Here is a 26,146-nt window from a genome sequence, read left to right as displayed (position 1 = left end):
CTGGGGCACCCTTGTCGATGTCCTCCAGCCGCCCATCCACGGGAGCAGACGATGCGCACCAAGGTCACCTTCTTCGCCGGCTTCGCCACAGGTTACGTCCTGGGCAGCCGGGCCGGACGGGCGCGGTACGAGCAGATCAGTCGGGCCGCCCGCGCCTTCGCGTCGAGCCCTGCGGTCCAGAGCACCGCGAGCAGCCTGCAGCACCAGGCCGGCGAGGCGCTGTCCGCGGCCAAGGACAAGGCGGCGGACCGGGTGGTGCCGACGCTGCAGGAGAAGCGCCCGTCCTGGCTCGGCGGCCAGCACGACACCACGACGACCTCGACGACCGAGCCGGCCGGCAGCAACGGTCACTCCAGCTGACGCGGGCGGGGGGCGAGATGGCACGGCTGCGACGCGTCGACTGCTCGGGCGCCGGCATCAGACGGGTGCGCCGCGGCAAGGGCTTCTCCTACGAGTGGCACGACGGCTCCAAGGTCGTCGATCCCGACACGCTGGCCCGGATCAGGGGCCTCGTGCTCCCGCCGGCGTGGGAGGACGTCTGGATCTGTCCTCATCCGCGCGGGCACATCCAGGCGCTCGGCACCGACGCCGCGGGCCGCCGGCAGTACCGCTACCACGATGAGTGGCGGGTGCAGCGCGATGCCGAGAAGCACGAGCGGGTGCTCACCTTCGCCAAGCGTCTGCCGACCGCGCGCGAGCAGGTCCTGGTGCACCTCGCCGAGCGCGGACTGACGCGCAACCGGGTCCTCGCCGCGGCCTTCCGGCTGCTCGACCTCGGCTTCTTCCGGGTCGGCGGCGAGAGCTACGCCGAGGCCAACGGGACGTACGGCCTGGCGACCATGCGGCGCGAGCACGTCACTGTCACCGGTGACCTCGTGGTCTTCGACTACGTCGCCAAGAGCGGCAAGCAGCGCGTGCAGGCGCTCGTCGACGACGACGTCCGCAAGGTCGTCGTCGCACTGCTCAAGCGCGACGACCCGAGCAAGGAGCTGCTGGCCTACCGCGACCGCACAGGGTGGCACGACGTGACGAGCGCCGACATCAACGCCTACCTGCGCGAGGTGGTCGGCGAGGAGGTGAGCGCCAAGGACTTCCGCACCTGGCACGCCACCGTCCTCACCGCCGTCGGGCTCGCCGTCTCCACCCAGGCACCGACGTCCGCGACCGCGCGCAAGCGGGCGGTGACCCGGGTGGTCAAGGAGGTCTCGGAGTACCTCGGCAACACACCGGCCGTCTGCCGCAGCTCCTACATCGACCCGCGCGTCCTCGACCTCTACGACGACGGCGTGACGATCCAACGGTCGCTCGAGCGGCTCGGCGCCGAGGCCAGCTTCGGCCAGCCGGCGACCCACGGGCAGATCGAGGCCGCGGTGCTGCGGCTGCTGCGCCGCCCGGTCAAGCCCGCGTCGCGGCGCACCGCGAAGGCCGCCTGACGCGTCAGCGGCCCAGTTCCGCGCGCAGCGCAGCGACGGCGGAGTCTGCAGCCGTCCGTACGTCGGCAGCCGCACCGTCCACACCTGGGTCGGCGACCACCTGCCACCTGAGCTCGCCGTCGCCGCCGTCACGGCCCACGACGCGCACCGACCCGCCAGGCACCGGGACCCGCCGGGTGACGACGATGCTCGCCATCACCCGCTCGTGCACGGTCTCGGGCAGCCGTCCCGGCTCCGGGAGCTCGGCCCGCCAGTCCGGCTGGTCGTGGTCGACCGGCTCGACGGTCAGGGTGCCGTCGTCGTCGACCCAGCGGGCGTGCGCGACGTCCATCCAGGCCAGCCGGCGGTCCGCGGTGACGAGAGCCCGGTCGGTGGCGACGACCCACCCGCCGGCCGCGTCCTGTGCGGCGACCAGGAACCGCTCACCGGGCGGGAGGGGAAGCGGTGACGGCCCGCGCGACGACCGTGGCCGCCGCCACGACCGGAAGAGCGCGGGGCTCACGTCCCGAGGTAGTCGCGCAGCTGCGCCGACAGGTGCGGGTGGCGCAGCTTGGCCAGGCTCTTCGCCTCGATCTGACGGACCCGCTCGCGGGTGACGCCGAAGGCGCGGCCGACCTCCTCCAGGGTCCGCGGCTCGCCGTCGGTGAGGCCGTAGCGCATCCGGACGACCTCGCGCTCGCGCTCGCCGAGGTGCCCGAGCACCGCCTCGACGTGGCTCTGCAGCAGCCCGCCGGCGACCAGCTCGGGCGGCGGGATCGACTCGCTGTCCTCGATCAGGTCCCCGAGCTCGGACCCCTCCTCCTCGCCGACGGGCGAGTGCAGGGACACCGGCTCCATCGCCAGCCGCTTGATCTCTGCGACCCGCTCGGCCGGCAGGTCGACCCGCTCGGCGATCTCCTCGGCGGTCGGGTCGCGACCTAGGGTCTGCACGAGCATCCGCTGTGCCCGCAGGATGCGGTTGACGGTCTCGACCATGTGCACCGGGATGCGGATTGTGCGCGCCTGGTCGGCGACCGCGCGGGAGACCGCCTGCCGGATCCACCAGGAGGCGTACGTCGAGAACTTGAAGCCGCGGGTGTAGTCGAACTTCTCAACGGCACGGATCAGGCCGAGGTTGCCCTCCTGGATCAGGTCGAGGAAGGGCAGGCCGCGCCCGGAGTAGCGCTTCGCGATGGAGACGACGAGTCGCAGGTTGGCCTCGATCAACCGCTTCTTGGCGCGCTGCCCGTCGCTGACAATGGCGCGCAGGTCACGGCGCAGCTCGGGCGGGAGACCGGTCTCGTGGTCGAGCTTCTCGGCGGCGAAGACGCCGGCCTCCACCCGCTTCGCGAGGTCGACCTCGTCGGCGGCGGTGAGCAGGGCGACCCGGCCGATCTCGCGCAGGTACACACGGACCAGGTCGGCAGACGCGGCCGGCCCGGCGTCGTCGAGCGCCGGCGCCTCCTCCTCGACGGCCTCCGCCGCGAGGTCCTCGGCGGTGGGCTCGTCGGAGACGACCTCGACGCCCATCTCGGCCAGTCGAGCGACGATGTCGTCGATGCTCTCGGGGGTCAGGCCGGCGGCGGTGGCTTCGGCCGCGACCGCCTGCGCAGGGAGCAGTCCGGTCCCGGTGCCCTGCACGCGGAGCCGGTCCACCGTCTGCCCAACGGTGTCAGGTAGGACTGCAGCCTCCCCCACGACGATCAGTCTGCTCCCCCGAAGCCCCCGACGCAGCCATTTATCAGATCGATCTTCGCCATTCGGGCAGACCGCGCTCCGCGCAGGCTCAGAGGGTGCCGATCGCTCGCTCGCGCAACGACCTCCGGTGTGCCTCGAGGGCGACCAGCTCGCCGAACAGGCGGTTGTACTCGGCGACCTGCTCTACCGGGTTGAGTCGTTGCAGCCGCGACTTCACCTCGGTGATGCGCCGGGTCGCGGCGAGCTCCTCGAGCCGCGCTAGCACCTCGGTGGCGTAGCGCGTAAGGCCCTGGTCGGACGCCGGCAGCGGCTCGACGGCGAGGCCGCGCACCAGGCCGCGCACTCCGTCGTCGGCGGCTGCGAGGTCGACCTTCTCGACCCAGGTCGCCCCGCCCGCCCCGGCCTCGGCCACCCCACCGGCCGCGCGGACCGCGGCGCGCACCGCGGCGTACGCCGGTGCCGTGTAGACCGCGTCGTCGAGGTCGTCGTAGGCCGCGCCGGCGAGCGCCGGCGTCTGCAGCACGATCTTGAGGCTGTCGCGCTCCACCCGCAGCGCCGGGTCGTTCGGGTCGAGGCCGGACGTCACCGAGGGCTCGGCGGCGACCCGGCGACCGATCTCGTCGACACCGCCGCGGGAGGCACGCACCAGCTCGTCGGGGTCGGCCAGGCCGATCCACCCGGCCAGCGACCGGGCGTAGTTGCTGCGCAGCGAGACGTCGCGGATCTGCCGCACGACGTCCATGCCGGCCCGCGTCGCCTGCGTGCGGCCCTCGACGGTGTCGAGGTCGAAGTGGCCGATGGTCGTACGCAGCGCGAACTCGAAGAGCGGCACCCGGCGGGCGACCAGGTCGCGCACCGCGGTGTCGCCCTTGTGCTGGCGCAGCTCGCACGGGTCCATGCCGCTGGGCTCGACCGCGACGAAGGTCTGGGTGACGAACTTCTGGTCGTCCTGGAAGGCGCGCATCGCGGCCTTCTGGCCGGCCGAGTCGCCGTCGAAGGTGAAGACCACCTCGCCGCGGAACTCGTTCTGGTCCATCAGCAGCCGGCGCAGGATCTTGATGTGCTCGTCGCCGAACGCGGTGCCGCAGGTGGCGATCGCCGTCCCGACGCCGGCCAGGTGGCAGGCCATGACGTCGGTGTAGCCCTCGACCACGACCGCCTGCATCCGCCGGGCGATGTCGCGCTTGGCCAGGTCGAGGCCGTACAGGACCTGGGACTTCTTGTAGATCGGGGTGTCGGGCGTGTTGACGTACTTGGCCTCGATGCGGTCGTCGTCGAAGAGGCGCCGGGCGCCGAAGCCGATGACGTCGCCGCTGATGTCGCGGATCGGCCAGAGCAGCCGGGCCATGAAGCGGTCGATCGGGCCGCGCTGGCCCTCCCGGGTCAGGCCGCCGGTCACCAGGTCCTGGGTGGCGAAGCCGCGGCCCCGCAGGTGCTGGGTCAGCAGGTCCCAGTCGCGAGGCGCGAAGCCGACGCCGAAGTGCTCGGCGGCCGCCTGGTCGAAGCCGCGCTCGGCGAGGAACTGGCGCCCGGCCGCCGCCGCTGGCGTCGCCAGCTGCTCGGCGTAGAACTCGGCGGCCACCCGGTGCGCCTCCACCAGCTTCTGCCGCTTGCCGTGCTGCCGCACCGGCCCGGTGCCGCCCTCGTCGTAGCGCAGCTGGACGCCGAACCGGTCGGCCAACCGCTCGACCGCGTCCGCGAAGGGCAGGTGGTCGATCTGCATGACGAAGGAGATGACGTCACCACCGAGCTGGCAGCCGAAGCAGTGCCAGCTGCCGACGCTCGGGCGCACCGAGAACGACGGTGACTTCTCGTCGTGGAAGGGGCACAGCCCCTTGAAGTTGCCGCCGCCGGCCGGCCGCAGGGTGACCACGTCGCCGACGACGTCGGCGATGTCGGCCCGCTCCTTGACGAGGACGACGTCCTCGTCCCGGATCCGGCCTGCCACGGGACCGGAGTCTACGTGCGCGGCGCTGGCTCAGGCGGCGGCGCTGTGGGCATCCTCGATGATCTCGGCCAGGCGGTCCCGGTTCGGACCCTCGGCGTGCGCCGGACGCCAGCCGCCGTGGTAGACCTCGCGGGCCAACGGCTCGACCGGCGCCAGGCTCGCGGGCAGCGCCGCCATCATCGCGTAGGGCCCGACGTAGGGCTGGAGGCGCGGCTCCACCTCGGCCGCGGCCACCACCAGGTCCGAGGGCAGCGGCTGCGACAGGTCGACGTCGTGGCCCTGCCAGCGGAGCGCGGCCGCGTCGTCCATCGTCACGTGGTCGGCGACCCAGGGCCGGATCTGGCGGTCCGCCCACGCGCCGAAGGGCTCGGCCACCGACGCGGCGCCGGCCGGGTCCTCGCCCAGCAGCCGCAGCAGCTCGTCGACCTGCATCGCGGCCATCGCGACGCCGCGGCCCGCGGTGGGGGCGGTCGTCGCGACCGCGTCGCCGACCGACACCAGGCCGGGCACCAGCCGCTGCGGGTGGTAGGTGTTGCGCAGCGCGCCTCCGGCGGTCGCCGGGCCGGTCGGGACCGACCGCTCGGGGTCGGTCCACACGGCCAGCGCCGGAACCGCCCGGCAGGCCGCGTCGAAGACGACGTCATGGCGCAGCTCCCTCAGCGCCACGTCGGCGGTCGGGCGGACGAACACCACCGAGAAGTGCCCGCGCTCGTGCGGGAACACGATGACCAGGTAGCCGTCGAAGGCCCCGAACCACGCGATCGGCGAGGACATCGGCCCCCGCTCCGCTCCCGGCCGCAGCCGGTAGGTGCGGTTGACGTAGGCGATGCCGCAGTCACCGCCGAGCACGGTCCCGCTCCGGCCCAGCCGACCGGACCGCCCGGTCGCGTCCACGACCAGGTCGGCCTCGACGACCCGGCCGTCGACCCGCGCGCCGACGACCCGGCCACCGCGCTCGACCAGCTGCTGCACCGCACCCTGACGGACGTCCAGCCCGGACGTACGGGCTGCCGCGGTGCGCAGCGCGCGCTCGACCACGATCCGACGCGACAGCATCCCGCCGCTCACCGGGCCCAGGCCCGGCACGTCGATCTCCACCGGCTCGGCGCCGGCCGCCCGCCAGGTGGCCAGCGCGGCCGGCCAGCGCGCGCCCAGCACCCGCGCCACCTGTGGCCGGAAGCCGTGCGCGTGACCGAACTGCATGACCCCCCGCCGGTCCCACGTCCCGTCCCGGCCCGGCCCACCGTCCCGGTCGACGACCACGACCTCCGCCCCCAACCCGGCCAGGCCACCGCCGAGCATCAGCCCCGCCGGGCCGGCCCCCACCACCATCGCCCGCATCGTTCCGTCCGTTTCGCTACACTGGTCATTGATTGATTACACCGAAGGTAACCTCAAATTGAGAGGTGTCAAGAGAGATGCCGACCCGACCTGCCTCGCCCGGGGCCGTCGTCGGCCCGGACAGCGTGCCGCGGCGGGCCTACCGGTCCCCGTTGCGCGACGCGCAGATGCAGGCCACCCGGCGCGCGGTCGTCGCGGCGGCGCACGACCTGTTCGTCGAGGTCGGCTACGCCGCGGCCACCGTCGAGGTGATCGCCGAGCGGGCCGGCGTGAGCCGCAAGACGGTGTTCACGTCGGTGGGCGGCAAGGCCGTCCTGCTCGACCGGGCCCTCGACCTTGCGCTGCGCGGCGACGAGGACCACCGGCCGGTGGCCGAGCGGCCCGAGATCCGGGCTGAGGCCGAGGAGACCGACCCTGTGCGGCTGGTGCACCGGTGGGTCCGCCGGATTGCTGTCATCGAGCGCCGTGTCGCGCGCCTCGCGCTGGTCCTGGCGGTGGCCGCCGACGGGGACCCTGAGGTGGCCCGGATGCACGAGCGGTCCGAGCGCGGCCGTCGCGCGACGGCGCAGCTGTTCGCGGCTCGCCTCGACGAGATCGGCGGGCTCCGGCCCGACGTCGACGCCGACCGGGCCGAGGTCATCGCCGCGCTGGTCAGCGAGCCGCTGGTCTACCAGCGCCTGGTCGTCGAGGCCGGGTGGACGGTGGCGGCCTACGCCCGATGGATGCAGCAGACCCTGGTGGACGCGCTGCTCCCCCGGTGACTCGGACGCGCTACGACGACTCGGCAGACTCGGCGAGCTCGGCCAGGCGGTCCACCGACGCCATCAGTCGCTCGACCGTGGTGGCTCGGGCGCGCGGCAGGCGCTGCTCGTCGGCGAGCCGGGTCCAGTCGTAGGTGTGCGCGACACGGGTGTGTCCGGCGTCGACCGGCTCGAGCTCCCACCGCCAGAGGTGGCCCGGTGGCTCCTCGCCGGGTTCGGCCGGGCGCCAGGCGATGCGCCGGCCCTCCTCGAACTCGACCACGTGGTTCTCGCGGATGTTGCCCTTGGTCGTCCGCATCAGGAACACGTCACCGACCGTGCGGACCCGCTGGCCCGGGTCCGCGGCGTCGAGGTTGTCGTTGCCGTCCCACCGTGGCTGCTGCGCGGGGTCCGCGACGAGCTCGAAGACCTCATCGGCAGCGGCGGCGATCAGGCGCTCGGCCCTGACGACCCGGGGCAGGTCGTCCGTCACGACCGGCCACCCGTCGCCTCGTCCGCGAGCTCAGCAAGCGGTACGTCGGGGTCCGCCAGCCGGGCCGGGTCGACCGTCGCGCGGGCCCGTGCCAGCCGCTTGATGCCGTCGGCGGCGTCCCAGTCGTTGACGTTCATCCCGGCCAGGACCCGGCCGCTGCCGAGCCAGAAGGTGAGCCACGACGCCGCCGACTCGGCCCGAGGATCGCCGCGCAGCACCACCTCGTCGCCCTCGTCCCGGGGCACGTAGCCGTGGTACTCCATGGACAGGTCGTACTGGTCGGTGAAGAAGTACGGCAGCTTGGCGTTGGGCTCCCCCTGGCCGGCCATCGACCGACCGGCCGCCGTCCCCTGGTTGGCCGCATTGGCCCAGTGCTCGATCCGCAGCCGGGTCTGCAGCAGCGCGTTCCACGCGTTGGCCACGTCGCCCGCCGCGTAGACGTCCGGGTCCGACGTCTGCAGCAGGTCGTCGACCACCACGCCGTTGTCGACCTCGAGGCCGGCCTGCTCGGCGAGGCGGGTGTTGGGTCGGATACCCACGCCGACCACCACCCGGGACGCCTCGTGCACCGTGCCGTCGGACGTACGCACGCCGGTGACCCGGCCGTCCTCCCCCTCGAAACCGTCCACACCGAGGCCGGTGCGCAGGTCGACCCCGTGCCCGCGGTGCAGGTCCGCGAAGACCTCGCCCACCTCGGGCCCCAGGACGCCGTAGAGCGGCGTGGGCTGCGGCTCGATCAGCAGGACCGATGCCCCGTGGTGCCGGGCCGCGGCAGCGACCTCGAGGCCGATCCAGCCCCCGCCGACGACCACCAGCGAGCCGCCGGCGGACAGCTCGTCGCGCAGCCGCTCCGACTCGCCGATCCGGCGCAGGTAGTGGATGCCGTCGAGGTCACCTCCGGACACCTCGAGCCGTCGCGGTGACGACCCGGTCGCCAGCAGCACCTTGTCGTAGCCGATCCGCTCTCCCCCCGCGAGCTCGACCTGGTGCTCCTCGCGGTGCAGGGCGGTGACCGCCGTGCCGAGCCGCAGCTCGACGTGGTGCTCGTCGTACCACCCCTCCTCGTGCACGAATGCCTTGTGGCGGGGCTTGTCGCCCTTGAGGATCTCCTTGGAGAGCTTGGGTCGCTCGTAGGGCCGCTCCCGCTCGTCTCCGACCAGCAGCACCCGCCCGTCGAAGCCCGCATCGCGCAGGGCCTCGGCGGCCTTCGCTCCCGCGAGGCTCGCGCCGACGATGACGTAGGTCCGGTCAGCCATGACGGTCATCCTCACCTCGCTGGGACCTCGACGCCAGGCGGCCCCGCAGCGAGACGGCGGACGCGTCGGTCAGCGACGCGACCTGGTCCAGCACCACCCGCAGCCGGGCGGGGTCATCGGAGGCGTCAGCCCAGGCGTCGCGCAGGATCGGGTCGAGCGACACGGGAGCCGTCGCCGACAGCAGGTCGACCAGTTCGTGCACGAGCTGGGTCTGCAGCTCGTACCGCCGTGCTGCCTCGTCGCGCGACATGACGTAGCGGTCGGCGACGGCCTTGAGGACCTCCACCTCCGCGCGGACGGCGGCCGGCACGACCAGGTCGGCCGAGTGACGCGAGAGGGGCGCGTCACCATAGGCGTCGGTCGTCGCGTCCTGGGCTGCCCGGGCGAAGCGGCCGATCAGCTGGCTGGTGAGGTTCTTGAGGGCGGCCAGGTCACGCTGCGAGCCGTCGTAACCGGCCGGCCAGTCCGGGAGCGACACCAGCCGGTCCATGGCCTGGAGTACGTCGTCGTCGCTCAGGGACGGATGCCGCTCGACCGTGCGCGCGGCCACCGCCGCGCGTTCGGCCGGGTCGCGCAGCGCGTCCAGCCGCAGGTGGCCGGAGTGGACGGCGTCCTCCAGGTCGTGCACGGAGTAGGCGACGTCGTCGGCCCAGTCCATGACCTGGGCCTCGACGCAGCGCGCTCCCTCCGGGGCGCCGAGACGCAGCCAGGCGAAGACGTCGCGGTCGTCGGCGTAGACGCCGAACTTGCGCGGGTCCGTCTCGCGGCCCCACGGGTACTTGCACGAGGCGTCGAGCACCGCCCGGGTCAGGTTCAGCCCGACGCTCCGGCCGTCCGGCGCGAAGGCCTTGGCCTCGAGACGGGTGAGGATCCGCAGGCTCTGGGCGTTGCCCTCGAACCCGCCGGCCGGGTCCGCGACCGCGGCCAGCGCCGCCTCGCCGGTGTGGCCGAACGGCGGGTGTCCCAGGTCGTGCGCCAGGCAGGCGGTCTCCACCAGGTCGGGGTCGCAGCCGAGCGCCTGGCCGATGCCGCGACCGATCTGCGCGCACTCCAGGGAGTGGGTGAGCCGGGTGCGCGGGAAGTCGCTCTCCCCCGGCACCACGACCTGGGTCTTGCCGGCGAGCCGCCGCAGCGCCGAGGAGTGCAGCACACGCGCCCGGTCCCGGTCGAAGGCCGTGCGACCGGAGCGCTTGGCCGGCTCGGGGACCCAGCGCTCGTCGGGAGGTGCGACGTCAGACAGCGTTGGGACCCGAGTCGGAGCTGCGGTTGAAGATCTTCCAGTACAGGTAGCCGAAGGTCTCCCGGACGATGTAGCGCAGCTCGGTCGCCCGCGTGCGGACGGCCGGGCCGCGCCGGGTCGGTGACACGACCGCGTTCATGCCGGTCCCGCTGGCCATGGACCCGGCCCGCAGGGCGTGCCAGGGGTCGGTGACGACGACGGCGGTGGACCAGCCGCGCCGCTGCATGTGATCCTGCACCGCGGAGAGGCTGCTGAGGGTGTCGGTGCCGGTCGGCACCGCGGCGATCCGCTCGGCGGGCACGCCGTTCTCCGCCAGCCACGCGCGGCCGGCCTCGGCCTCGGTGAAGCGGTCGCCCTCGAGCTTGCCGCCGACCGTGATGACCCGTGGCGCCACGTCGGCCTTCCACAGGTCGCGGGCGTGGACCAGTCGGGCGGTGAAGACCGACGAGGGCCGGCCGTCGAACTGGGCGGCGCCCAGCACGACGATCGCGTCCGACACCCGGCGGTCGTCCTGGCGGGCGGTCCACCAGACGAACGTCGCGGTGCCGAGGAAGACGAGCAGGCAGCAGACGACGACGGCCGCCAGTGCCTTGACGACCAGACGGGGGACGATCAGCAAGCGGTCACCGGCTGTCGCTCCCGTCGCTCACGACCGAGGCCCGACCAGCCTCGAGGCGGGCCACCGGGACCCGGAACGGCGAACACGAGACGTAGTCCAGACCGACCTCGTGGAAGAAGTGCACCGAGTCCGGGTCGCCGCCGTGCTCGCCGCAGACACCGACCTTGAGGCCGGGCCGAGCGGCGCGCCCCTCCTCGGTCGCGATGCGGACCATCCGGCCGATGCCGTCGCGGTCCAGCGACTCGAACGGCGACACCCCGAAGATGCCGAGGTCGAGGTAGCGGCTGAAGAACGCCGCCTCGACGTCGTCGCGCGAGAAGCCCCAGCCCATCTGGGTCAGGTCGTTGGTCCCGTAGGAGAAGAACTCGGCCGCCTCGGCGATCTGCCCGGCCGTCATCGCGGCGCGCGGCACCTCGATCATCGTGCCGATCAGCGCGTGCAGGTCCTGGCCGGTGCGCTCCTGGACGTCCGAGAGGATCGAGAGCGCCTCGTCGCGGATCGCCTCGAGCTCCTGGATCGCCCCGACGAGCGGGACCATGATCTCGGCCTTCGGCGACTTCCCCTCCGCCTGCAGCTGGGCCGCGGCCTCGGCGATGGCCTTGACCTGCATGCCGAAGAGGCCGGGCACGACGAGGCCGAGCCGCACGCCGCGCAGGCCGAGCATCGGGTTCTGCTCGTGCAGTCGGCGGACCGCGTCGAGCAGCTTCTGGTCGTGCGAGGTGTCCTCGCCCCTCTCCTCCGCTACGGCGACCTTGACCGACAGGTCGGTGAGGTCGGGCAGGAACTCGTGCAGTGGCGGGTCCAGGAGCCGGACCGTCACCGGCAGGCCGTCCATCGCGGTGAAGATGCCGACGAAGTCGTCGCGCTGCAGCGGCTCGAGCGTGTCCAGAGCGGCCTGCCGCTCGTCGTCAGTGTCGGCGAGGATCAGCCGCTCGACGTGCTGACGTCGGTCCCCGAGGAACATGTGCTCGGTGCGGCAGAGGCCGATGCCCTCGGCACCGAAGCGACGGGCCCGCTCGGAGTCCTCCGGGGTGTCGGAGTTGGCGCGCACCCCGAGCCGGCGCTTCTCGTCGGCGTGTCCCACGAGCCGGTGCACGGCCTCGACCAGCTCGTCGGTGTCGCCAGCGGCCGGGTCGATCTCGCCCTCGAAGTAGAGGACGACCTCGGACGACTCGACCGGGACCTCGCCGAGGTAGACCGCGCCGGACGTACCGTCGATCGAGATGACGTCGCCCTCGTTGACGACGGCGCCGCCGCGCGCGGTGAACTTCCGGGCCTTGAGGTCGACGTCGAGCTCCTCGGCGCCGCACACGCAGGTCTTGCCCATGCCGCGAGCGACGACGGCCGCGTGCGAGGTCTTGCCGCCGCGGCTGGTGAGGATGCCCTGCGCGGCGATCATGCCGTTGAGGTCGTCAGGGTTGGTCTCGCGGCGGACCAGGATGACCTGCTCGCCCCGGTGGGCCATCTCCTCGGCCCGGTCGGAGTCGAAGACGGCCTTGCCGACCGCCGCTCCGGGCGAGGCGTTCATGCCCTTGGCGATCTGCTCCTTGTCGGCCTTGGCGTCGAACCTGGGGAACATCAGCTGGGCGAGCTGGTCGCCGGTGACCCGTGTCAGCGCCTCGTCGAGGTCGATCAGGCCCTGGTCGACCAGCTGGGTCGCGATGCGGAACGCCGCGGCGGCGGTGCGCTTGCCGACCCGGGTCTGCAGCATCCACAGCTTGTTCCGCTCGATGGTGAACTCGATGTCGCACAGGTCTCGGTAATGGTTCTCGAGCTTCTCCATGATGCCCATCAGCTCGTCGTACGCCGGCTTGTCGATGCCCTCGAGGTCCTGCAGCGGGATGGTGTTTCGGATGCCGGCGACGACGTCCTCGCCCTGGGCGTTCTGCAGGTAGTCGCCGTAGATGCCCTGGTGCCCGGAGCCGGGGTCGCGGGTGAAGGCAACACCGGTGCCGGAGTCCATGCCGAGGTTGCCGAAGACCATCGTGCAGACGTTGACCGCGGTGCCCAGGTCCGCCGGGATGCGCTCCTGACGGCGGTAGAGGATGGCCCGCGGGGCGTTCCACGAGTCGAAGACGGCTCGCACGGCGAGGTCCATCTGCTCCCGGGGGTCGGTCGGGAACTCCCGCCGACCGTGCTCGCGCACGATGCCCTTGAAGGTGTCGACCAGCGCGCGGAGGTCGTGCTCGTCGAGGTCGAGGTCGTTCTGGGTGCCCTTGGCCTTCTTGGCGTCGTCGATGGCGTCCTCGAAGTGCTCACCGTCGATGTCGAGGACCGTCTTGCCGAACATCTGGATCAGGCGCCGGTAGGAGTCCCAGGCGAAGCGCTCGCTGCCGGCCTGCTTGGCCAGGCCCTGCACCGACTCGTCGTTGAGACCGATGTTGAGGACGGTCTCCATCATCCCCGGCATCGAGAACTTCGCGCCGGAGCGCACCGACACGAGCAGCGGGTCGTCGGCCTGGCCGAGGGACCGGCCCATCGTCCGCTCCAGCGCCGCCAGGTGCTGGCTGACCTCGTCGCGCATCTCGACCGGCTCGTCGCCGGAGTCGAGGTAGGTCTTGCATGCCTCGGTCGTGATGATGAACCCGGGGGGCACGGGCAGACCGAGGTTGGTCATCTCCGCGAGGTTCGCCCCCTTGCCACCGAGCAGGTCCTTCATGTCCTTGCTGCCCTCGGTGAAGTCGTAGACGTACTTCGTCATGTCGAACCCCTCGCGCGATCGTCGTCGACCGGAAGACCCTGCACGCCGAGCCTACTCATGGGCTGGTGCTGGACTCGGCCGGGACGGGCGTTGCATAGTCACCCGCAGAGGGTCGACTCGGGGCGTTCATGAGGACGGGGCATGAACCGCACGAACCGCACGCCGTTGGTTGGTCGAGAGCAGGAGCTGGCAGTCCTGACGGGGCTGGTCGAGCGCTCCACGCGGGGTGGTGCACCGCTCGTCTTCGTGCACGGCGAGGCCGGCATCGGGAAGACGGCGCTGGTCCGGGCGCTGGTCGCCGAGGCCAGGGATGTCACCGTCCTGGCCGCGGCCGGCGAGGAGACCGAGACCGCACTGAGCCTCGGCGTGGTCGGCCAGCTGCTCGACCGGGCGAGGTCTCGTGCGCACCGAGCTGACCCGCCACCCACTGCGTTCGCGGCCGGAGCCGCACTCGTCGCCGCGGTCTCCGACCTCGAGGTTGAACGGCCGGTCCTGCTCTGGGTCGACGACCTGCACTGGGTGGACGCCCCGTCTCAGCAGGCGATCCTCTTCGCCCTCCGCCGGCTGACGGTCGACCCGGTCTGCACCGTGGTGAGCGCCCGCTCGTTCGACGACCCGGCGGTCGCACCGGGCTTCCTTCGGCTGCACCGGGACCCGCGGGCGACCGACCTCGCCCTGCACGGCCTCGACGCGGCAGCGGTGGGCGCGCTCGCGCAGCAGCACGGCGTGGACCTGCCGGTCGGCACTGCCCGCCGCCTGGCCGAGCACACGAGCGGCAACCCGCTGTGGTCGACCGCCCTGCTCCGCGAGCTGTCCCCCGAGCAGCTCTCGTCGTTGCCGCCGGAGCTCCCGGCACCCGGCGAGCTCCGCGCCGTCGTCGTCGCGCTGCTCGACCGCGCGTCGACGGGCGCGCGGCGCCTGGTCGAGGCATCGGCGGTGGCCGGGGCGGACTGGCCGCTCGGTCTGCTGGCCCGGGCCGGCTCGGTCACCGCGCCGGCCACCGCGCTCGCGGAGGCGGTCGGCGCCGGCCTGGTCACGGAGGTGCCGGGCCCGCCGCCGCACGTCCGGCCGGCGCACGCCCTGGTCCGGGCCGCCGTCCTGTCCTCCGTCACGACGGGTCGGCGCCTCGACCTCCACGCCCGTCTCGCGGAGCTCGCCCCGGACGCACGGCAGCGGCTGCGACACGAGATCGCGGCGTCACCCGGCGCCGACGACGCCCTCTCCGCGCGAGCGGCGGCGGCCGCGGCGGAGGCGGGCACCCGGGGTGACCTGGTCGGGGCCACCGAGCTGCTGGAGGCAGCGGCCCGGCTGGGCACCGACCCGGAGAGGGACGGTCGGCTGCTCGACGAGGCTGCTGCAACCGGCCTCATGAGCGGGGACGTGCACCGGGCAAGGGCGCTGGTCGGCGCGCTCGCCGACCTCGAGCCGACGCCGCGCCGCCTGCTGCTGCGGGCCTGGCTGGCGCTCAACGAGGGCCAGCACCCGGAGGCGGAGGCGCGGCTGCGTGTCGCCCTCGAGCGTGCCGCGAGCTCCGACGACCGGACGGTCCTGCCGGAGGCGAGCCGCCTGATGGCCCACGTCCTGCTGCTCGGCGGCCGGGAGGCCGAGGCGGTCGGCCACGCCCGCCGGGCCGTCGAGCTCGAGCCCGCCGCGACCCTGGGGGCCAGCATGGCTCGGGCCGTCCTGGTGACGTCGCTGGCCCTGCTCGGCCGGCACGACGAGATGGAGGAGGCCGCCGGCTTCGGCGACGAGCCACGGCCGGACCAGCTGATCACCGCGGTCTGCCGCGGCAACGCGCGGTCCTACGTCGGGGACTGGGTCGGTGCCACCCGCGACCTGGGCACGGTCGTCCGGGCCAGCCGTGTCATCGGCATCTCCGACTTCCTCAGCGCCGCCTGGGCGAACCTGGCCAAGGTGCAGTACCTCACCGGCGACTGGGACTCCGCCCGGCAGAACGCCGAGCAGGCCGTGGAGCTGGTCGATGACACCGACCAGTTCTGGGCGATCTCGCCGGTGCACTCCACCGCCGCGCTCGTCCCGGCCCGCCGGGGCGACTGGGACACCGCCCGGACGCACGTCGAGATCGCGCTCGCAGCTGCCAGGAGTCACCAGGAGGCGATGAGCATCCGGTATGCGGGCACGGCGGCGGCCACGCTCGCGCACAGCCGGGGCCGTCCCGACGAGGTCCTCGAGGCAGTGGCCCCGGTGGTCGAGAGCTACGCCGGCGCGATGCCGGGCCAGCCGGGGACGCTCGAGTGGCCGGCGCTCTACGCGGAGGCGCTGGTCCGGACCGGTCGGCGGGAGGATGCCCGGCGGGTCATCGACGACCTCGAGGCCAACGAGGTCCGGACGTGGCTGACGGCCCCGGTGGCCCGGGTGCACGGCCTGGTACAGGCGGCCGACGGCGCCCTGGATCAGGCGCTGGCGACGTTCGACCGGGCCGCAGGCCTGGCCACCGACCGGGACCTGCCCTTCGACCTCGCCCTGGTCCGCCTGGAGCGGGGGTCGGTACTGTTCCGCACGGGACGGCGGGCCGACGCCTTGGTGGACGTGCGGGCGGCGCTCGACGGCTTCGTCGCGCTGGGGGCCCGTCCCTTCGTCGACCTGGCTGCCGCCGACCTCGCCGCCCTCGGCGCCGCCGCGGCCGTCAGCACCTCACCGAGACCGACTCTCACTCCGCAGGAGCTCGCCGTGAGTCGCCTGGTGCGGGACGGCCTGACCAACCGGGAGATCGCGACCGAGCTCTTCCTCAGCACCAAGACGGTCGAGTTCCACCTCCGGCACGTCTACATGAAGCTCGGCATCCGCTCGCGCACCCAGCTCGTCGCCCGGTCCGCCGAGCTGCTCGACCTGCGCCAGGTCCAGGACGAGCGAGACCCCACGCTCTGAACGGTGCAGGACCCTGGCGATGACGGCGGGCGGCAGGTCGGCGGCCGCCAGGAGGCGAGCCCGCGAGCGCCACCCGTGGCGTGCGCGCCACGCGTGGGGCCGGCTGCGCTCCACCAGTCGGAGCGCCTCGCGGTAGAGGCATGCCTCCGGGTCCGGCTCCTCACCCCAGTGGCCGAACATCCGGACGTACGCCTCGCTCGTCAGCTGGCGGGCCGCCGCCTGGTCCCCCGTCAGGGTGGCGACCCAGGTCGCGACCGCGCTGTAGTACGCGGCCCAGACCTCCTCGGCGCGGCCGCCCGACCAGGCTGCCGGCCCATCTGCCTCCACGTCGCCCCCTCCCCCGCACGTCCTCCGCACGCTAGTCACCGCGCCGGGGCCGGCGCGCCAGGGAAAACCCTTGGTTCTCCCGGCCGGGCACCAGCCCGACGAGCGGCTGGGTGGTCCAGGATGCGGCGTGTGCGCCGGCCCTGGACGACCCGCCGCCCGCTCGCGCCCGTGGGCCTGGTCTCCTCGGCGGCCGCCCCCGTCCTGCTGATCGGCGGCTGGACCATCGCCGCCGCACACCAGCAGGGCGGCTTCGACTCGGTGCAGCTCACGATCAGCGACCTCGCCGGGCTCGGCGCCGACGACCGCTGGCTGATGACCGGGGCGCTGGCCGGATTGGGGCTCTGCCACGTCACCACCGCGGCCGCCCTGGGTGACGCCGCGACGGCCGGGCGGGTGGTGCTCGCCGGCGGCGGGCTCGCCACCGTTCTGGTGGGAGTCTTCCCGCTGCCCGCGGACGGGGCCGGCTCGGTGCCGCACACCGTGGTGGCCTCGGTCGCGTTCCTCGCCCTGTCGGTCTGGCCGGTCCTCGCGGCGCGGCGCGACGCTGTCGGCCCGTTGCTGCGCCCTCTGCCGGCAGCGACGGCCACCGCAGCGCTGGTCGGCTGCCTCACCTGGTTCGGCGTCCAGCTGCGCGCCGACGACTCGGTCGGTCTGGCGGAGCGGGTGACGGCGGGGCTGCAGTCGCTGTGGCCGCTGGCGGTCACCACGACCGTCGCCCTGGCCGCGCGACGCCGTCGCTAGCGGTCGCCCGCTCCGAACGGGCGCAGCACCCCCACCGTGTCGACGCCGAGCCGGTCCAGCGCGTAGCCGCCCTCGTGCACCAGCACGGTCGGTCGAGATGGAGGCGATGTCGCACGACGCGCTGCCCGGGCAGGTGCTGCGACTGTCGCTGGCGGGGACCGACTGGCCCACACGGTCGCCCCGCCGGTGCCTCTGACCTTGACGGTCGACCGGTCCGCGTCGTGGCTCGGGCTGCCGCTGGCAGGCGAGTCGGTGGCCGCGCCTACGCCTGCCGCTGGTCGCCCCGCCCGAGATCGAGGCGTCGGACGTGGACTGGCAGGTCTCGCGCGACGTGCTGCGCCGACGGACGACGTGCACCGACGCGCACGGCAGCCACTACGAGGTGGACGGCGGGTCGGTCAGCGAGCGCTACACCGGTGCGGTGTCGGTCGACACGGTTACGTGGGAGCAGCGGGCGGAGGCGACTGCCGACTTCACCGTGCGGTGGCCGGAGGCGGCCGTCCGGGCCCGCGCCGACGTGACGCTGGTGGCCGGCCCGACGACGTACGACCTCGACATCTCGCTGCAGAGCTGGCGCGACGGCGAGCCGTTCGCCGCCCGGCAATGGCACCGCCAGGTCCCGCGCGACCTGGGCTGAGAAAGAGTCAGTGACAACCGCGCGAGACGGGGGCGATGATCGGCCCGTGGAGCTCGTCGGCGCACGGACGACCCTGGTGCCGGTCACGCCGTCGCACGTCGCCGACCTGCGGCAGATCCTCGCGACGCCCCAGGTGAGCGCCCGTTGGGGCGATGAGGCGGCATCGGACGCCTGGCCGTACGACGACTCGTCGGCGGTGCGCTTCGCGATCCTCTTCGACGGCGTCGTGCGCGGGATGGTGCAGTACGGCGAGGAGGACGACCCGATGTACCGCCACGCGTCGATTGACGTGTTCGTCGACCCGGCTGTGCACGGCCGCGGAGTCGGACGCGACGCCGTCGCGACTCTGGCCGCCCACCTGGTCGACGACCGCGGCCAGCACCGGATCGTCATCGACCCGGCCGCCGACAACGTGCCGGCGATCCGCTGCTACGCCGCGGTCGGCTTCCGCCCGGTGGGCGTGATGCGCCGCTACGAGCGCGACCCGGTCACCGACGAATGGCACGACGGTCTGCTGATGGACCTGCTGGCAGAGGAGCTGGTGCGGCGGCCGTGCATCGGCACCTGACGCCATAGCTCACCTGTCTAGGGCGATGCCCCTCCCCGAGGTTCCTGACATGTTGGGAGCGCCCTGCAGGGAGGGCGCCGTTTCGGTGTGCGGTCTCAGGCAGGGAGGAAGCTTGGCATTCTTCCGGTTCAGCAGCTTGGTACTGGCAGCCGGCCTCTTCGTCGTGATCCTGGGCGCGACAGCCCTCGGGCACATCGTCGGCCGGTCGGTGCGCGACAAGTCCGAAGGCCTGCGCGAGCCCTTCGGCGTGATGCAGGCCGCGATGCTCGGGTTCATGGGGCTCGTGCTCGCGTTCGGGATCAGCCTGGCAGTGGGGCGCTATGAGAACCGCAGAGCGGCCGTGGTGGAAGAGGCCAACGCGATCGGCACGACCTATCTGCGGGCCCAAACCTTGCCGGAGCCGAGCCGGACGCGCTCCCTGGAGCTCCTACGTGACTTCACGGACACCAGCATCCGGATATCCCGGACGGTGCCCAGCAGCACGGACCAGGACGACGCGCTGGTCCGGAGCGGGCGCGCTGAACGCGCGCTGTGGACAGAGGCGGGGCGGGCCCTGGAAGCCGAACCGACGGCCAGCTCAGTGCGTCTATACGTGGAGAGCCTCAACGAGACGTTCGATGCCCAGTCCAGCGTGGTCTTCGGCTTGCGCAACCGGGTGCCGACAGCGGTCCTCGCCCTCGAGATCGTCGGTGCAGCCATCGCACTGGGCCTGCTCGCGCTCCATCTCGCCACCCTCGGCCGGGGACTGACGCCGGTGCTGGTGGCCTCCGCGCTGGTGACCCTGACACTGATGATCACCTTCGACCTGGATCGCCCGGTCCGTGGCCTCATCCAGGTCAGCGACGCCCCGTTGACGCAGCTGCGTGCGTCCATGGAGGAGCCGCCGGCAGTGGACGCGCCCGCACCGTCGACGACCGGCAGCGGCTGACCGCGATCTGGGGCCAGGGCGACGCCTCACCCTCACGGTCGACCGCTCGTCACGACCTCCCATCAGGTTCTCGTAGCCCCTGAACCGCCTCGATCGACGTGGCGTCGCGCGGTCCGGGCGTCGGCACATCACGGTCATCGGTTGTGTCCAACCCCTTGACTAGGTTCGGCGGTATGGCAGCGACGGTGTCCGAGGCGGTCGAGTTCGGGTGGGGCCCCGGCGCTGCTGGACGCCAGGTCATCGACCGCGGCCGCGACAGCTACCGGCCGTCCCCGCGGATGCGAGCGTTCCTCGCCGCCCGGAACCAGGTGTGCGGATTCCCCGGCTGCAACCGGCGGGCTCACGACTGCGAGTGCGACCACGTCGTCAACCACGGCCTGCCCAACGGCCGGACCATCGCGGTCAATCTCGGCCCCCTCGGCAGGACCTACGTCAAGGGCACCGACCCGTCACTGCCCTGACTTCGCTCTCGGTCCCGCACCTCGTGTCGCACTGCTGGCACGATCGTCGTCCATGACCCGGTCCCCTGACGCCGCCAACGGCGCAAAGGTCGCGACGGGCGGTGCCGGCTACGCCGTGGTCGTCGCCGGCGCCCTGCCTGATCTCGACCAGCGGCTGTCCGACGAGCTCGATCGGGTCAACGCAGCTGCGACCACCGGCGTCGCGCCGGCGCGCGAGCTGACCGTGCGGATCCTGGACGCCGACGGGGAGCTCGCGGCCGGCGTGAGCGGCTGGACCTGGGGAGTCGCCGCGGGCATCGGCATGACGTGGGTGCGCGAGGCGTCACGGGGCGACGGGCTCGGCAGCAAGCTGCTCGCGGAGTTCGAGGCCGAGGCGAGGTCGCGCGGGGCGACGCACGTGTTCGTCACCTCGTTCACCTTCCAGGCGCCGGGGTTCTACGAGCGCCACGGCTACCGCGAGATCTTCCGGTGGCAGGGCGTCCCCACCTATGACGGCGCCGACGTCCACCTGCGCAAGGACCTGTGACGACTCGTCGGGCATGCGACGAGACGTGGGCGAGCCCCTCAGTCGTCCGGCATCGCGCGGCGGTCGCCGACCGGGCCGTCGGCGAACGGGAACCGGAGCGACCCCGCCCGGACCCACCACTCCATGACGTCATACGTCAGCCGGCCGGCGACCACCGAGGGGTCGCCGTCGGAGATGCGAGCAGCCTCCGCCGGGTCGCAGGCGAAGATCGACATCCCGCGGTAGGCCGGGGCGCTCTGCTCGCCGAACGGCCCGTTCACGACCAGGGTGCCCTGCTGCCGCAGCTCGGCCCGGTAGGCGAGGTGGAGCGCCTGGAGCTCGTCGAGCGCCTCGTCCGACATCTCCGGCGCATCAGCCGGCCGCCGCAGGACCACGACCGTGTAGACGTCGAACTCGTCCGGGATGTTGGGGTCGCGTGGCACCGTGCACTCCTCACCAGCAGATAGACATCCCGGGCTCAGCAGGCACCGTAGCGCGGCACCCGTGCACCGCTACGCCGTGTCGACGAGGCGTACGGCGTCGACGGCGGCAAGGGCACCCATCTCGTCCGCGACCATCGAGAGGCTGCTGATCCGGCCGTCGGTCAGGGTGAGGATGTCGATGACGCGGACCGTGATCTCCCGACCTGTCGGCGGGAGCGGGCCGGCGGCAGTGGCCAGCACGCCGGTCTGGTGGCCGGTCATCCGGAAGGCGACCGCCACCTTGTCGCCCGCCTCGCAGACGTCGAGGATCTCGCGCCGTAGGTCGCTGAACGTCGCCCGCAGCGCGGCGCCGCGGGTCACCAGGTCGGTGAGCGACACGGGCTTGCCGTTCACCACGACCGGGTCGGTGTAGAACGCGCCGAAGGCAGCAGCCGCCTCCGCGTCGGAGCCGGGGTCCTGAAACCACAGGCTCAGCAGCCCGTCGATGTCGAACGCCATGTGGGTCCCCTTGCTCGCACCGCGGACGCTTTGAAGCGCCCCGACGACACCTTGCGTGACGGCAGGGCGCCCCGCAAGACCCCGACGATCATCCTCCCTAGACTCCGCAGGTGAGCGCTCCCGAGTCGTCCTCGTCCTCCGCCCCATCCCCGCCATCCCCGCCATCCCCGCCATCCCCGCCATACCCGCCAGCCCCGTCGTCCGCCGGACTGCTGGAGCTGGCCGGGGCCCTCGGTCCCGATCTGGTCGCGCTCCGCCGCGAGCTGCACCGAATCCCCGAGATCGGCAACCACCTGCCGCTGACCCAGCAGACGGTGCTGCGCGCACTGGGCGGACTGGACGTCGAGGTGACGACCGGTCGGGCATTGAGCTCGGTGGTAGGCGTGCTCCGGGGGCGGGGACCCGCAACCAGTGACCCGGACCGGGCAAGACCGGTGGTGCTGCTGCGCGGCGACATGGATGCCCTGCCGGTCAGCGAGGAGGTGGACGTCGACTACGTCTCGGCGCACCCCGGAGCCATGCACGCATGCGGCCATGACCTGCACGTGGCCGCGCTGGTCGGCGCCGCGCGCATCCTGCTCGAGCGCCGCGACGAGCTCGACGGCGACGTCGTGCTGATGTTCCAGCCCGGGGAGGAGGGCCCCGGCGGTGCCGAGCCGATGATCGAGGAGGGCCTGCTCGAGGCGGCCGGTCGCCAGGTCGTCGCGGCCTACGCCCTTCACGTGGCGTCGTCGGAGTACCCGCGCGGCCAATGGTTCTCGCGACCCGGTGCGGTCTACGCCGCCGCCGACGAGGTGCGGGTGCGCGTCGTCGGGACCGGCGGCCACGGCTCCGCGCCGCACCGCGCACGGGACCCCATCCCCACGGCGTGCGAGATGGTCGTGGCGCTGCAGACGATGACGACCCGCGGCTTCGACGTGTTCGACCCGGTGGTGGTCACCGTCGGCCGGATCGCGGGCGGCACCAAGGACAACATCATCCCGGACACGGCGGAGTTCGACGCCACCGTGCGCAGCCTCTCCGCCAAGGCCCGCAGCAAGGTGCAGCACGGCATCGAGCGCCTCGCCCGCGGCATCGCCGACGCGCACGGGCTCGAGGTCGAGGTCGACTACCGGCCCGGCTACCCGGTGACGGTGAACGACGAGACGGAGTACGACCGGTCTGTCACGGCGGTGCACGACCTCTTCGGCGCCGACCGCTACACGCTGATGACCGAGCCGGAGCTGGGCTCGGAGGACATGTCGTTCGTCCTCGACCGGGTGCCGGGCGCCTACCTGAACATCAGCGCGTGCGCCCACGCCGACCACGACGCCGCACCGGACAACCACTCGCCGAGGGCCGCCTTCGACGACTCGGTGCTGCCCGACGCGGCGGCCTGGTTGGCCGAGATGGCGCTCCGCCGCTGCCGCGCGGGCTGACTCACCACGACCCGAGCCACCACGACCCGTCCCCCAGCTACACCGGCAGCGACCCGGTGCGGTAGCCGGTGCCGATCGCGGTGACGAACTGGTGCACCGCGTCCTCGTTGGCCGCCAGCGGGCCCGGCGCGAAGTGCGGCGACGCCAGACCGCGCTGCACCGACTCGCATGCGGCCCAGTCCTGGCGGTTGGTGCGGTCCCAGAACTCGACGGCGTACGACGGGTCCACGTCGGCGCCGGGGAAGTACCAGGCGCACTCCACCTGCGTCTCGCCCGGCGACAGCGGCGTCATCCGGTGCGTCATCACGTAGTCCGGGTGCAGCGACACCAACAGGTTGGGCAGCAGGCCCAGGTAGAGCACCTGCCGCTGGTCCGCGCCGTCGATGGGCCGGCCTCGCGACGTACCGTCGAAGGACATCGTGACCGCCTCGTCGCGCAGGTCCATCGAGCCGCCGACCCAGGCACCGGGCAGGTCGAAGTTCTCGCCGCTCGACGGCGGGCTGACCCGGCACAGCTCGGGGTGGATCAGCGGGCAGTGGTAGCACTCGTGGTAGTTCTCCGTCACGACCTTCCAGTTCGCCTTGACGACGTAGTCGTGCCGCGCGCGCAGGGTGAGCGTCTCGGCGGCGTACGGCGTCACGAGCCCGGTCAGGCCCCCGACGTGGTCCTCGAACGACGTCGACGACTCACCTGACGCGTTGACGAACACCCAGCCGTGCCACACCTGCGAGGGCAACGGCACCAGGCCGTGCGCGGACGGGTCGAACGACCGGACCTCGCCGAAGCCCGGTGCGGCCAGCAGGCAGCCGGAGAGGTCGTAGCTCCACGCGTGGTACGGGCAGACCAGCGCACGCTTCGACGACGACTCGCCGTCGCCCAGCAGCTCGTGACCGCGGTGCCGGCAGGTGTTGGCGAACGCCCGCACCTCCGTCGAACCCAACGACTCCGGCTCACGGGCCAGCAGCACCGGCACGTCGCCGACCGCGCACGCGTGCTGCGTCGTTCTCTCGGGCAGCAGGGCGTCCACCCGGCCGACGCACACCCACGACCCGGCGAAGAAGTGCCGCCGCTCCCATGCCAGCACCGCGTCCGACGTGTAGGCCTCGGCCGGGAGCATGATGCTCTCGCCGAACGGCCGCAGCGCGGCCGCGAGGCCGGACTCGGTCACAGGTGCCGCGGTCATGGTGTCCCTCCACCTAGGGTTCGGGCATGGGTCGGCGCAAGGTCGAGGTACGTCGCGAGGAGATCCTCCGCGCGACGGTCGACGAGGTCACCGAGAGCGGGTTCGCGAGCAGCCGGGTCGCCGACGTGGCCGGCCGCCTCGGGATCAGCACCGGCCTGGTCTTCTACCACTTCGAGTCCAAGGACGCGCTGCTCTCGCAGGCCTTCGCCTACGCCGCCGAGCGCGACCTCGCGCGGCTGGACGCGGCAGCCGGGCGCACGGGCAGCGCGACCCGCCGCCTGGCGAGGATCCTCACGCTCTACGGACCCGAGGGCAGCGCCGGCGGCTGGTCGCTGTGGATCGACGCGTGGGCCAGCTCCCTGCGCAGCGACGAGATGGCCGAGGTGTCCCAGCAGCTCGACGTGCGGTGGAAGGACACCGTGGCCGCGGTCATCGCCGAGGGCGTCGAGCGCGGTGAGATGACCTGTCCCGACCCGAGCGCGGCAGCCTGGCGGATCACCGCCCTGCTCGACGGCCTCGCGGTGCAGGCGACGGTGCACGACGGCGTGCTGAGCCGCCGGCAGATCGGCAGCTGGGTGCGCACCGCGGCCGCGCGCGAGCTGGGCCTCGAGCCCGCCGCCCTGGTGCGTCGCTGAGACGGTCGCCGGAGCGGTCGGGGTCGTCGTGGTGACCGGCACGGTCACACCAGGCAGCTCGTCCGGGTGCTCGGGCACGGCAACTCCGGGGATGACGTCGCGGTCCGGCGTCAGCGTGTACCCGTAAGAGGACCGGTCGTCCATCCAGATCCATGTCGGCAGCGCCAGAACCGTCACAGGGCTCTTTTCCCTCCTCCTGATCCGCGAGTCAGTACACCTGTCAGAACAGTGTGCGCTCCCCAACCGTAGAGAGGAAAGCCGGCTGCGGCGTACCGCACTCGAGGCGAGCCGCCAGCGGCGCAGTTGCCTGCATGCTCGACCAGGTGGGCCTGGCCTAGCCGCCGGACACCGCCAGCTCGGCCGACGCGTCGACGCGGCCCCAGCGACGGTCGTCGAGCCAGCCCTCCGGCAGCACGACCCGGCGGGGTGAGCCCAGCCGCCCCCGCGGCGCGCCCACCGAGCCCTCGGGGAACGGCTCGTCCGGGTCCAGCGTCGTGAGCAGGTCGTCGAGCTCGCCCAGGCTGGACACCAGCCCCAGCGCGTGGCGGGTGTCGCCGCCGACGGCGAATCCCTTGAGGTACCAGGACACGTGCTTGCGGAACTCGCGGGCACCCTTGTCCTCGCCGGCCCAGGCCGCCATCAGCCCGGCGTGGCGGCGCATGACGGCCGCGACCTGACCGAGCGTCGGGTGCGGATCGTCGGGCAGGCCGGCGAACGCCCGGTCCAAGGACCGGAAGAGCCACGGCCGGCCGAGGCAGCCCCGGCCCACGACGACGCCGTCGCAGCCGGTCTCGGCCATCATCCGCAGCGCGTCGGCCGCCTCCCACACGTCGCCGTTGCCCAGCACCGGCACCGTGGTGACGTGCTCCTTCAGCCGGGCGACCGCGGACCAGTCGGCGGTGCCGGAGTAGGCCTGAGCCGCAGTCCGGCCGTGCAGCGCGACCGCGGCCACCCCCTCCTCCTCGGCGATCCGGCCGGCGTCGAGGTAGGTGAGCCGGTCGTCGTCGATGCCCTTGCGCATCTTCACGGTGACCGGCACGGGACCGGCGGCCCGGACGGCCCCCCGCAGCACGGCCCGCAACAGGTCGAGCTTCCACGGCAGCGCCGCCCCGCCGCCGCGACGGGTCACCTTGGGCACCGGGCAGCCGAAGTTGAGGTCGATGTGGTCGGCCCGGTCCTCGGCCACCAGCATCGTCACCGCCTCGCGGACCACCGTGGGGTCCACGCCGTAGAGCTGGAGGCTGCGCGGCGTCTCGTCGGGCGCGAACTCGATCAGCCGCATCGTCTCCGGGTCGCGCTCGACGAGCGCCCGGGTGGTGATCATCTCGCTGACGTAGAGCCCGCCACCGAACTCCCGGCACAGCCGGCGGAACGGCGAGTTGGTGATGCCGGCCATCGGCGCGAGCACGACCGGCGGCACGACCACGTGCGGGCCGATGTGCAGCGGCTGGGTGGGGGTCACCGG

Annotated in this window: 25 protein-coding genes; 12 read left to right on the top strand and 13 right to left on the bottom strand. The window is 73.0% G+C overall.

Annotated elements, in window-relative coordinates; translation table 11 throughout:
* Positions 1-51 precede the first annotated feature (51 nt).
* Both VK640_01760 and VK640_01755 read left to right on the top strand, forming a co-directional pair.
* Positions 52-360 carry a YtxH domain-containing protein gene (locus VK640_01760; GenBank protein HTE71913.1) on the top strand — a complete coding sequence of 103 codons (309 nt, stop codon included), beginning with the start codon at positions 52-54 and terminating at the stop codon, positions 358-360.
* Positions 361-377: 17 nt separating this feature from the next.
* Positions 378-1,433 carry a DNA topoisomerase IB gene (locus VK640_01755; GenBank protein ID HTE71912.1) on the top strand — a complete coding sequence of 352 codons (1,056 nt, stop codon included), beginning with the start codon at positions 378-380 and terminating at the stop codon, positions 1,431-1,433.
* 4 nt (positions 1,434-1,437) lie between these two features.
* On the opposite strand, the gene VK640_01750 is transcribed toward VK640_01755, so the two are convergent.
* The 4 genes from VK640_01750 to VK640_01735 form a co-directional block, all read right to left on the bottom strand.
* Positions 1,438-1,935, bottom strand: a complete 498-nt coding sequence (locus VK640_01750) for a hypothetical protein (protein ID HTE71911.1) — start codon at positions 1,933-1,935, stop codon at positions 1,438-1,440.
* Positions 1,932-3,053, bottom strand: a complete 1,122-nt coding sequence (gene rpoD, locus VK640_01745; GenBank protein ID HTE71910.1) for an RNA polymerase sigma factor RpoD — start codon at positions 3,051-3,053, stop codon at positions 1,932-1,934. Before rpoD ends, VK640_01750 begins: the two co-directional genes overlap by 4 nt.
* Before the next feature lie 145 nt (positions 3,054-3,198).
* Positions 3,199-5,058 (bottom strand): DNA primase, encoded by a 1,860-nt coding sequence (gene dnaG, locus VK640_01740; protein ID HTE71909.1) that lies wholly within the window; start codon positions 5,056-5,058, stop codon positions 3,199-3,201.
* A 30-nt stretch (positions 5,059-5,088) separates the two neighbouring features.
* Positions 5,089-6,390, bottom strand: coding sequence for a lycopene cyclase family protein (locus VK640_01735; protein ID HTE71908.1), 1,302 nt, complete (start codon positions 6,388-6,390; stop codon positions 5,089-5,091).
* A gap of 86 nt (positions 6,391-6,476) precedes the next feature.
* Between VK640_01735 and VK640_01730 the strand changes: the two genes are divergently transcribed.
* The gene (locus tag VK640_01730) at positions 6,477-7,160 is read left to right on the top strand and encodes a TetR family transcriptional regulator (GenBank protein HTE71907.1); all 684 of its coding nucleotides are present in this window, start codon (positions 6,477-6,479) and stop codon (positions 7,158-7,160) included.
* A gap of 10 nt (positions 7,161-7,170) precedes the next feature.
* Here VK640_01730 and VK640_01725 read toward each other — a convergent pair whose 3' ends face one another.
* The 5 genes from VK640_01725 to ppdK are packed head-to-tail and all read right to left on the bottom strand — an operon-like array spanning position 7,171 to position 13,448.
* Positions 7,171-7,632, bottom strand: coding sequence for an SRPBCC family protein (locus VK640_01725; protein HTE71906.1), 462 nt, complete (start codon positions 7,630-7,632; stop codon positions 7,171-7,173).
* Positions 7,629-8,888 (bottom strand): FAD-dependent oxidoreductase, encoded by a 1,260-nt coding sequence (locus VK640_01720; GenBank protein HTE71905.1) that lies wholly within the window; start codon positions 8,886-8,888, stop codon positions 7,629-7,631. Before VK640_01720 ends, VK640_01725 begins: the two co-directional genes overlap by 4 nt.
* Positions 8,881-10,128, bottom strand: a complete 1,248-nt coding sequence (locus VK640_01715) for a deoxyguanosinetriphosphate triphosphohydrolase (GenBank protein HTE71904.1) — start codon at positions 10,126-10,128, stop codon at positions 8,881-8,883. Before VK640_01715 ends, VK640_01720 begins: the two co-directional genes overlap by 8 nt.
* A complete protein-coding gene (locus VK640_01710) occupies positions 10,121-10,747 on the bottom strand; it encodes a YdcF family protein (protein ID HTE71903.1) in 627 nt (208 codons plus the stop codon). The genes VK640_01715 and VK640_01710 overlap by 8 nt, the downstream gene beginning before the upstream one ends.
* Before the next feature lie 4 nt (positions 10,748-10,751).
* Positions 10,752-13,448, bottom strand: coding sequence for a pyruvate, phosphate dikinase (ppdK, locus tag VK640_01705; GenBank protein HTE71902.1), 2,697 nt, complete (start codon positions 13,446-13,448; stop codon positions 10,752-10,754).
* A 141-nt stretch (positions 13,449-13,589) separates the two neighbouring features.
* On the opposite strand from ppdK, the gene VK640_01700 reads away from it, so the two are divergent.
* From VK640_01700 to VK640_01670, 7 genes are all read left to right on the top strand, one after another.
* Positions 13,590-16,337, top strand: coding sequence for an AAA family ATPase (locus VK640_01700; GenBank protein ID HTE71901.1), 2,748 nt, complete (start codon positions 13,590-13,592; stop codon positions 16,335-16,337).
* A gap of 456 nt (positions 16,338-16,793) precedes the next feature.
* On the top strand, positions 16,794-17,405 hold the full coding sequence (locus VK640_01695) for a DUF998 domain-containing protein (GenBank protein HTE71900.1): 612 nt from the start codon (positions 16,794-16,796) through the stop codon (positions 17,403-17,405).
* Positions 17,406-17,712: 307 nt separating this feature from the next.
* On the top strand, positions 17,713-18,042 hold the full coding sequence (locus tag VK640_01690; protein HTE71899.1) for a hypothetical protein: 330 nt from the start codon (positions 17,713-17,715) through the stop codon (positions 18,040-18,042).
* 46 nt (positions 18,043-18,088) lie between these two features.
* Entirely contained in the window at positions 18,089-18,610 is a 522-nt protein-coding gene (locus VK640_01685) for a GNAT family protein (protein ID HTE71898.1), read from the top strand.
* Positions 18,611-18,722: 112 nt separating this feature from the next.
* A complete protein-coding gene (locus VK640_01680; GenBank protein ID HTE71897.1) occupies positions 18,723-19,538 on the top strand; it encodes a hypothetical protein in 816 nt (271 codons plus the stop codon).
* A 173-nt stretch (positions 19,539-19,711) separates the two neighbouring features.
* Positions 19,712-19,999: an HNH endonuclease signature motif containing protein gene (locus tag VK640_01675; GenBank protein ID HTE71896.1), complete on the top strand. Its 288-nt coding sequence runs from the start codon at positions 19,712-19,714 to the stop codon at positions 19,997-19,999.
* A gap of 52 nt (positions 20,000-20,051) precedes the next feature.
* Positions 20,052-20,525 (top strand): GNAT family N-acetyltransferase, encoded by a 474-nt coding sequence (locus VK640_01670; protein HTE71895.1) that lies wholly within the window; start codon positions 20,052-20,054, stop codon positions 20,523-20,525.
* Between the two features lie 38 nt (positions 20,526-20,563).
* Here the strand turns inward: VK640_01670 and VK640_01665 are convergent, their stop codons facing one another.
* Entirely contained in the window at positions 20,564-20,947 is a 384-nt protein-coding gene (locus tag VK640_01665) for a YciI family protein (protein ID HTE71894.1), read from the bottom strand.
* A 69-nt stretch (positions 20,948-21,016) separates the two neighbouring features.
* Positions 21,017-21,445: an ester cyclase gene (locus tag VK640_01660; protein ID HTE71893.1), complete on the bottom strand. Its 429-nt coding sequence runs from the start codon at positions 21,443-21,445 to the stop codon at positions 21,017-21,019.
* 209 nt (positions 21,446-21,654) lie between these two features.
* Between VK640_01660 and VK640_01655 the strand changes: the two genes are divergently transcribed.
* A complete protein-coding gene (locus VK640_01655) occupies positions 21,655-22,863 on the top strand; it encodes a M20 family metallopeptidase (protein ID HTE71892.1) in 1,209 nt (402 codons plus the stop codon).
* Positions 22,864-22,900: 37 nt separating this feature from the next.
* Here the strand turns inward: VK640_01655 and VK640_01650 are convergent, their stop codons facing one another.
* Positions 22,901-24,046, bottom strand: coding sequence for an aromatic ring-hydroxylating dioxygenase subunit alpha (locus VK640_01650; GenBank protein ID HTE71891.1), 1,146 nt, complete (start codon positions 24,044-24,046; stop codon positions 22,901-22,903).
* 26 nt (positions 24,047-24,072) lie between these two features.
* On the opposite strand from VK640_01650, the gene VK640_01645 reads away from it, so the two are divergent.
* A complete protein-coding gene (locus VK640_01645) occupies positions 24,073-24,681 on the top strand; it encodes a TetR/AcrR family transcriptional regulator (GenBank protein HTE71890.1) in 609 nt (202 codons plus the stop codon).
* A 334-nt stretch (positions 24,682-25,015) separates the two neighbouring features.
* Here VK640_01645 and dusB read toward each other — a convergent pair whose 3' ends face one another.
* The gene (gene dusB / locus VK640_01640; GenBank protein HTE71889.1) at positions 25,016-26,143 is read right to left on the bottom strand and encodes a tRNA dihydrouridine synthase DusB; all 1,128 of its coding nucleotides are present in this window, start codon (positions 26,141-26,143) and stop codon (positions 25,016-25,018) included.
* Between the last annotated feature and the right edge of the window lie 3 nt (positions 26,144-26,146).

The sequence above is a fragment of the Actinomycetes bacterium genome (assembly GCA_035489715.1).
Classification (GTDB): domain Bacteria; phylum Actinomycetota; class Actinomycetes; order JACCUZ01; family JACCUZ01; genus DATHAP01.
Note: the sequence above shows the minus strand (reverse complement) of the source record. Positions and strands in the feature narration are given on the sequence as shown.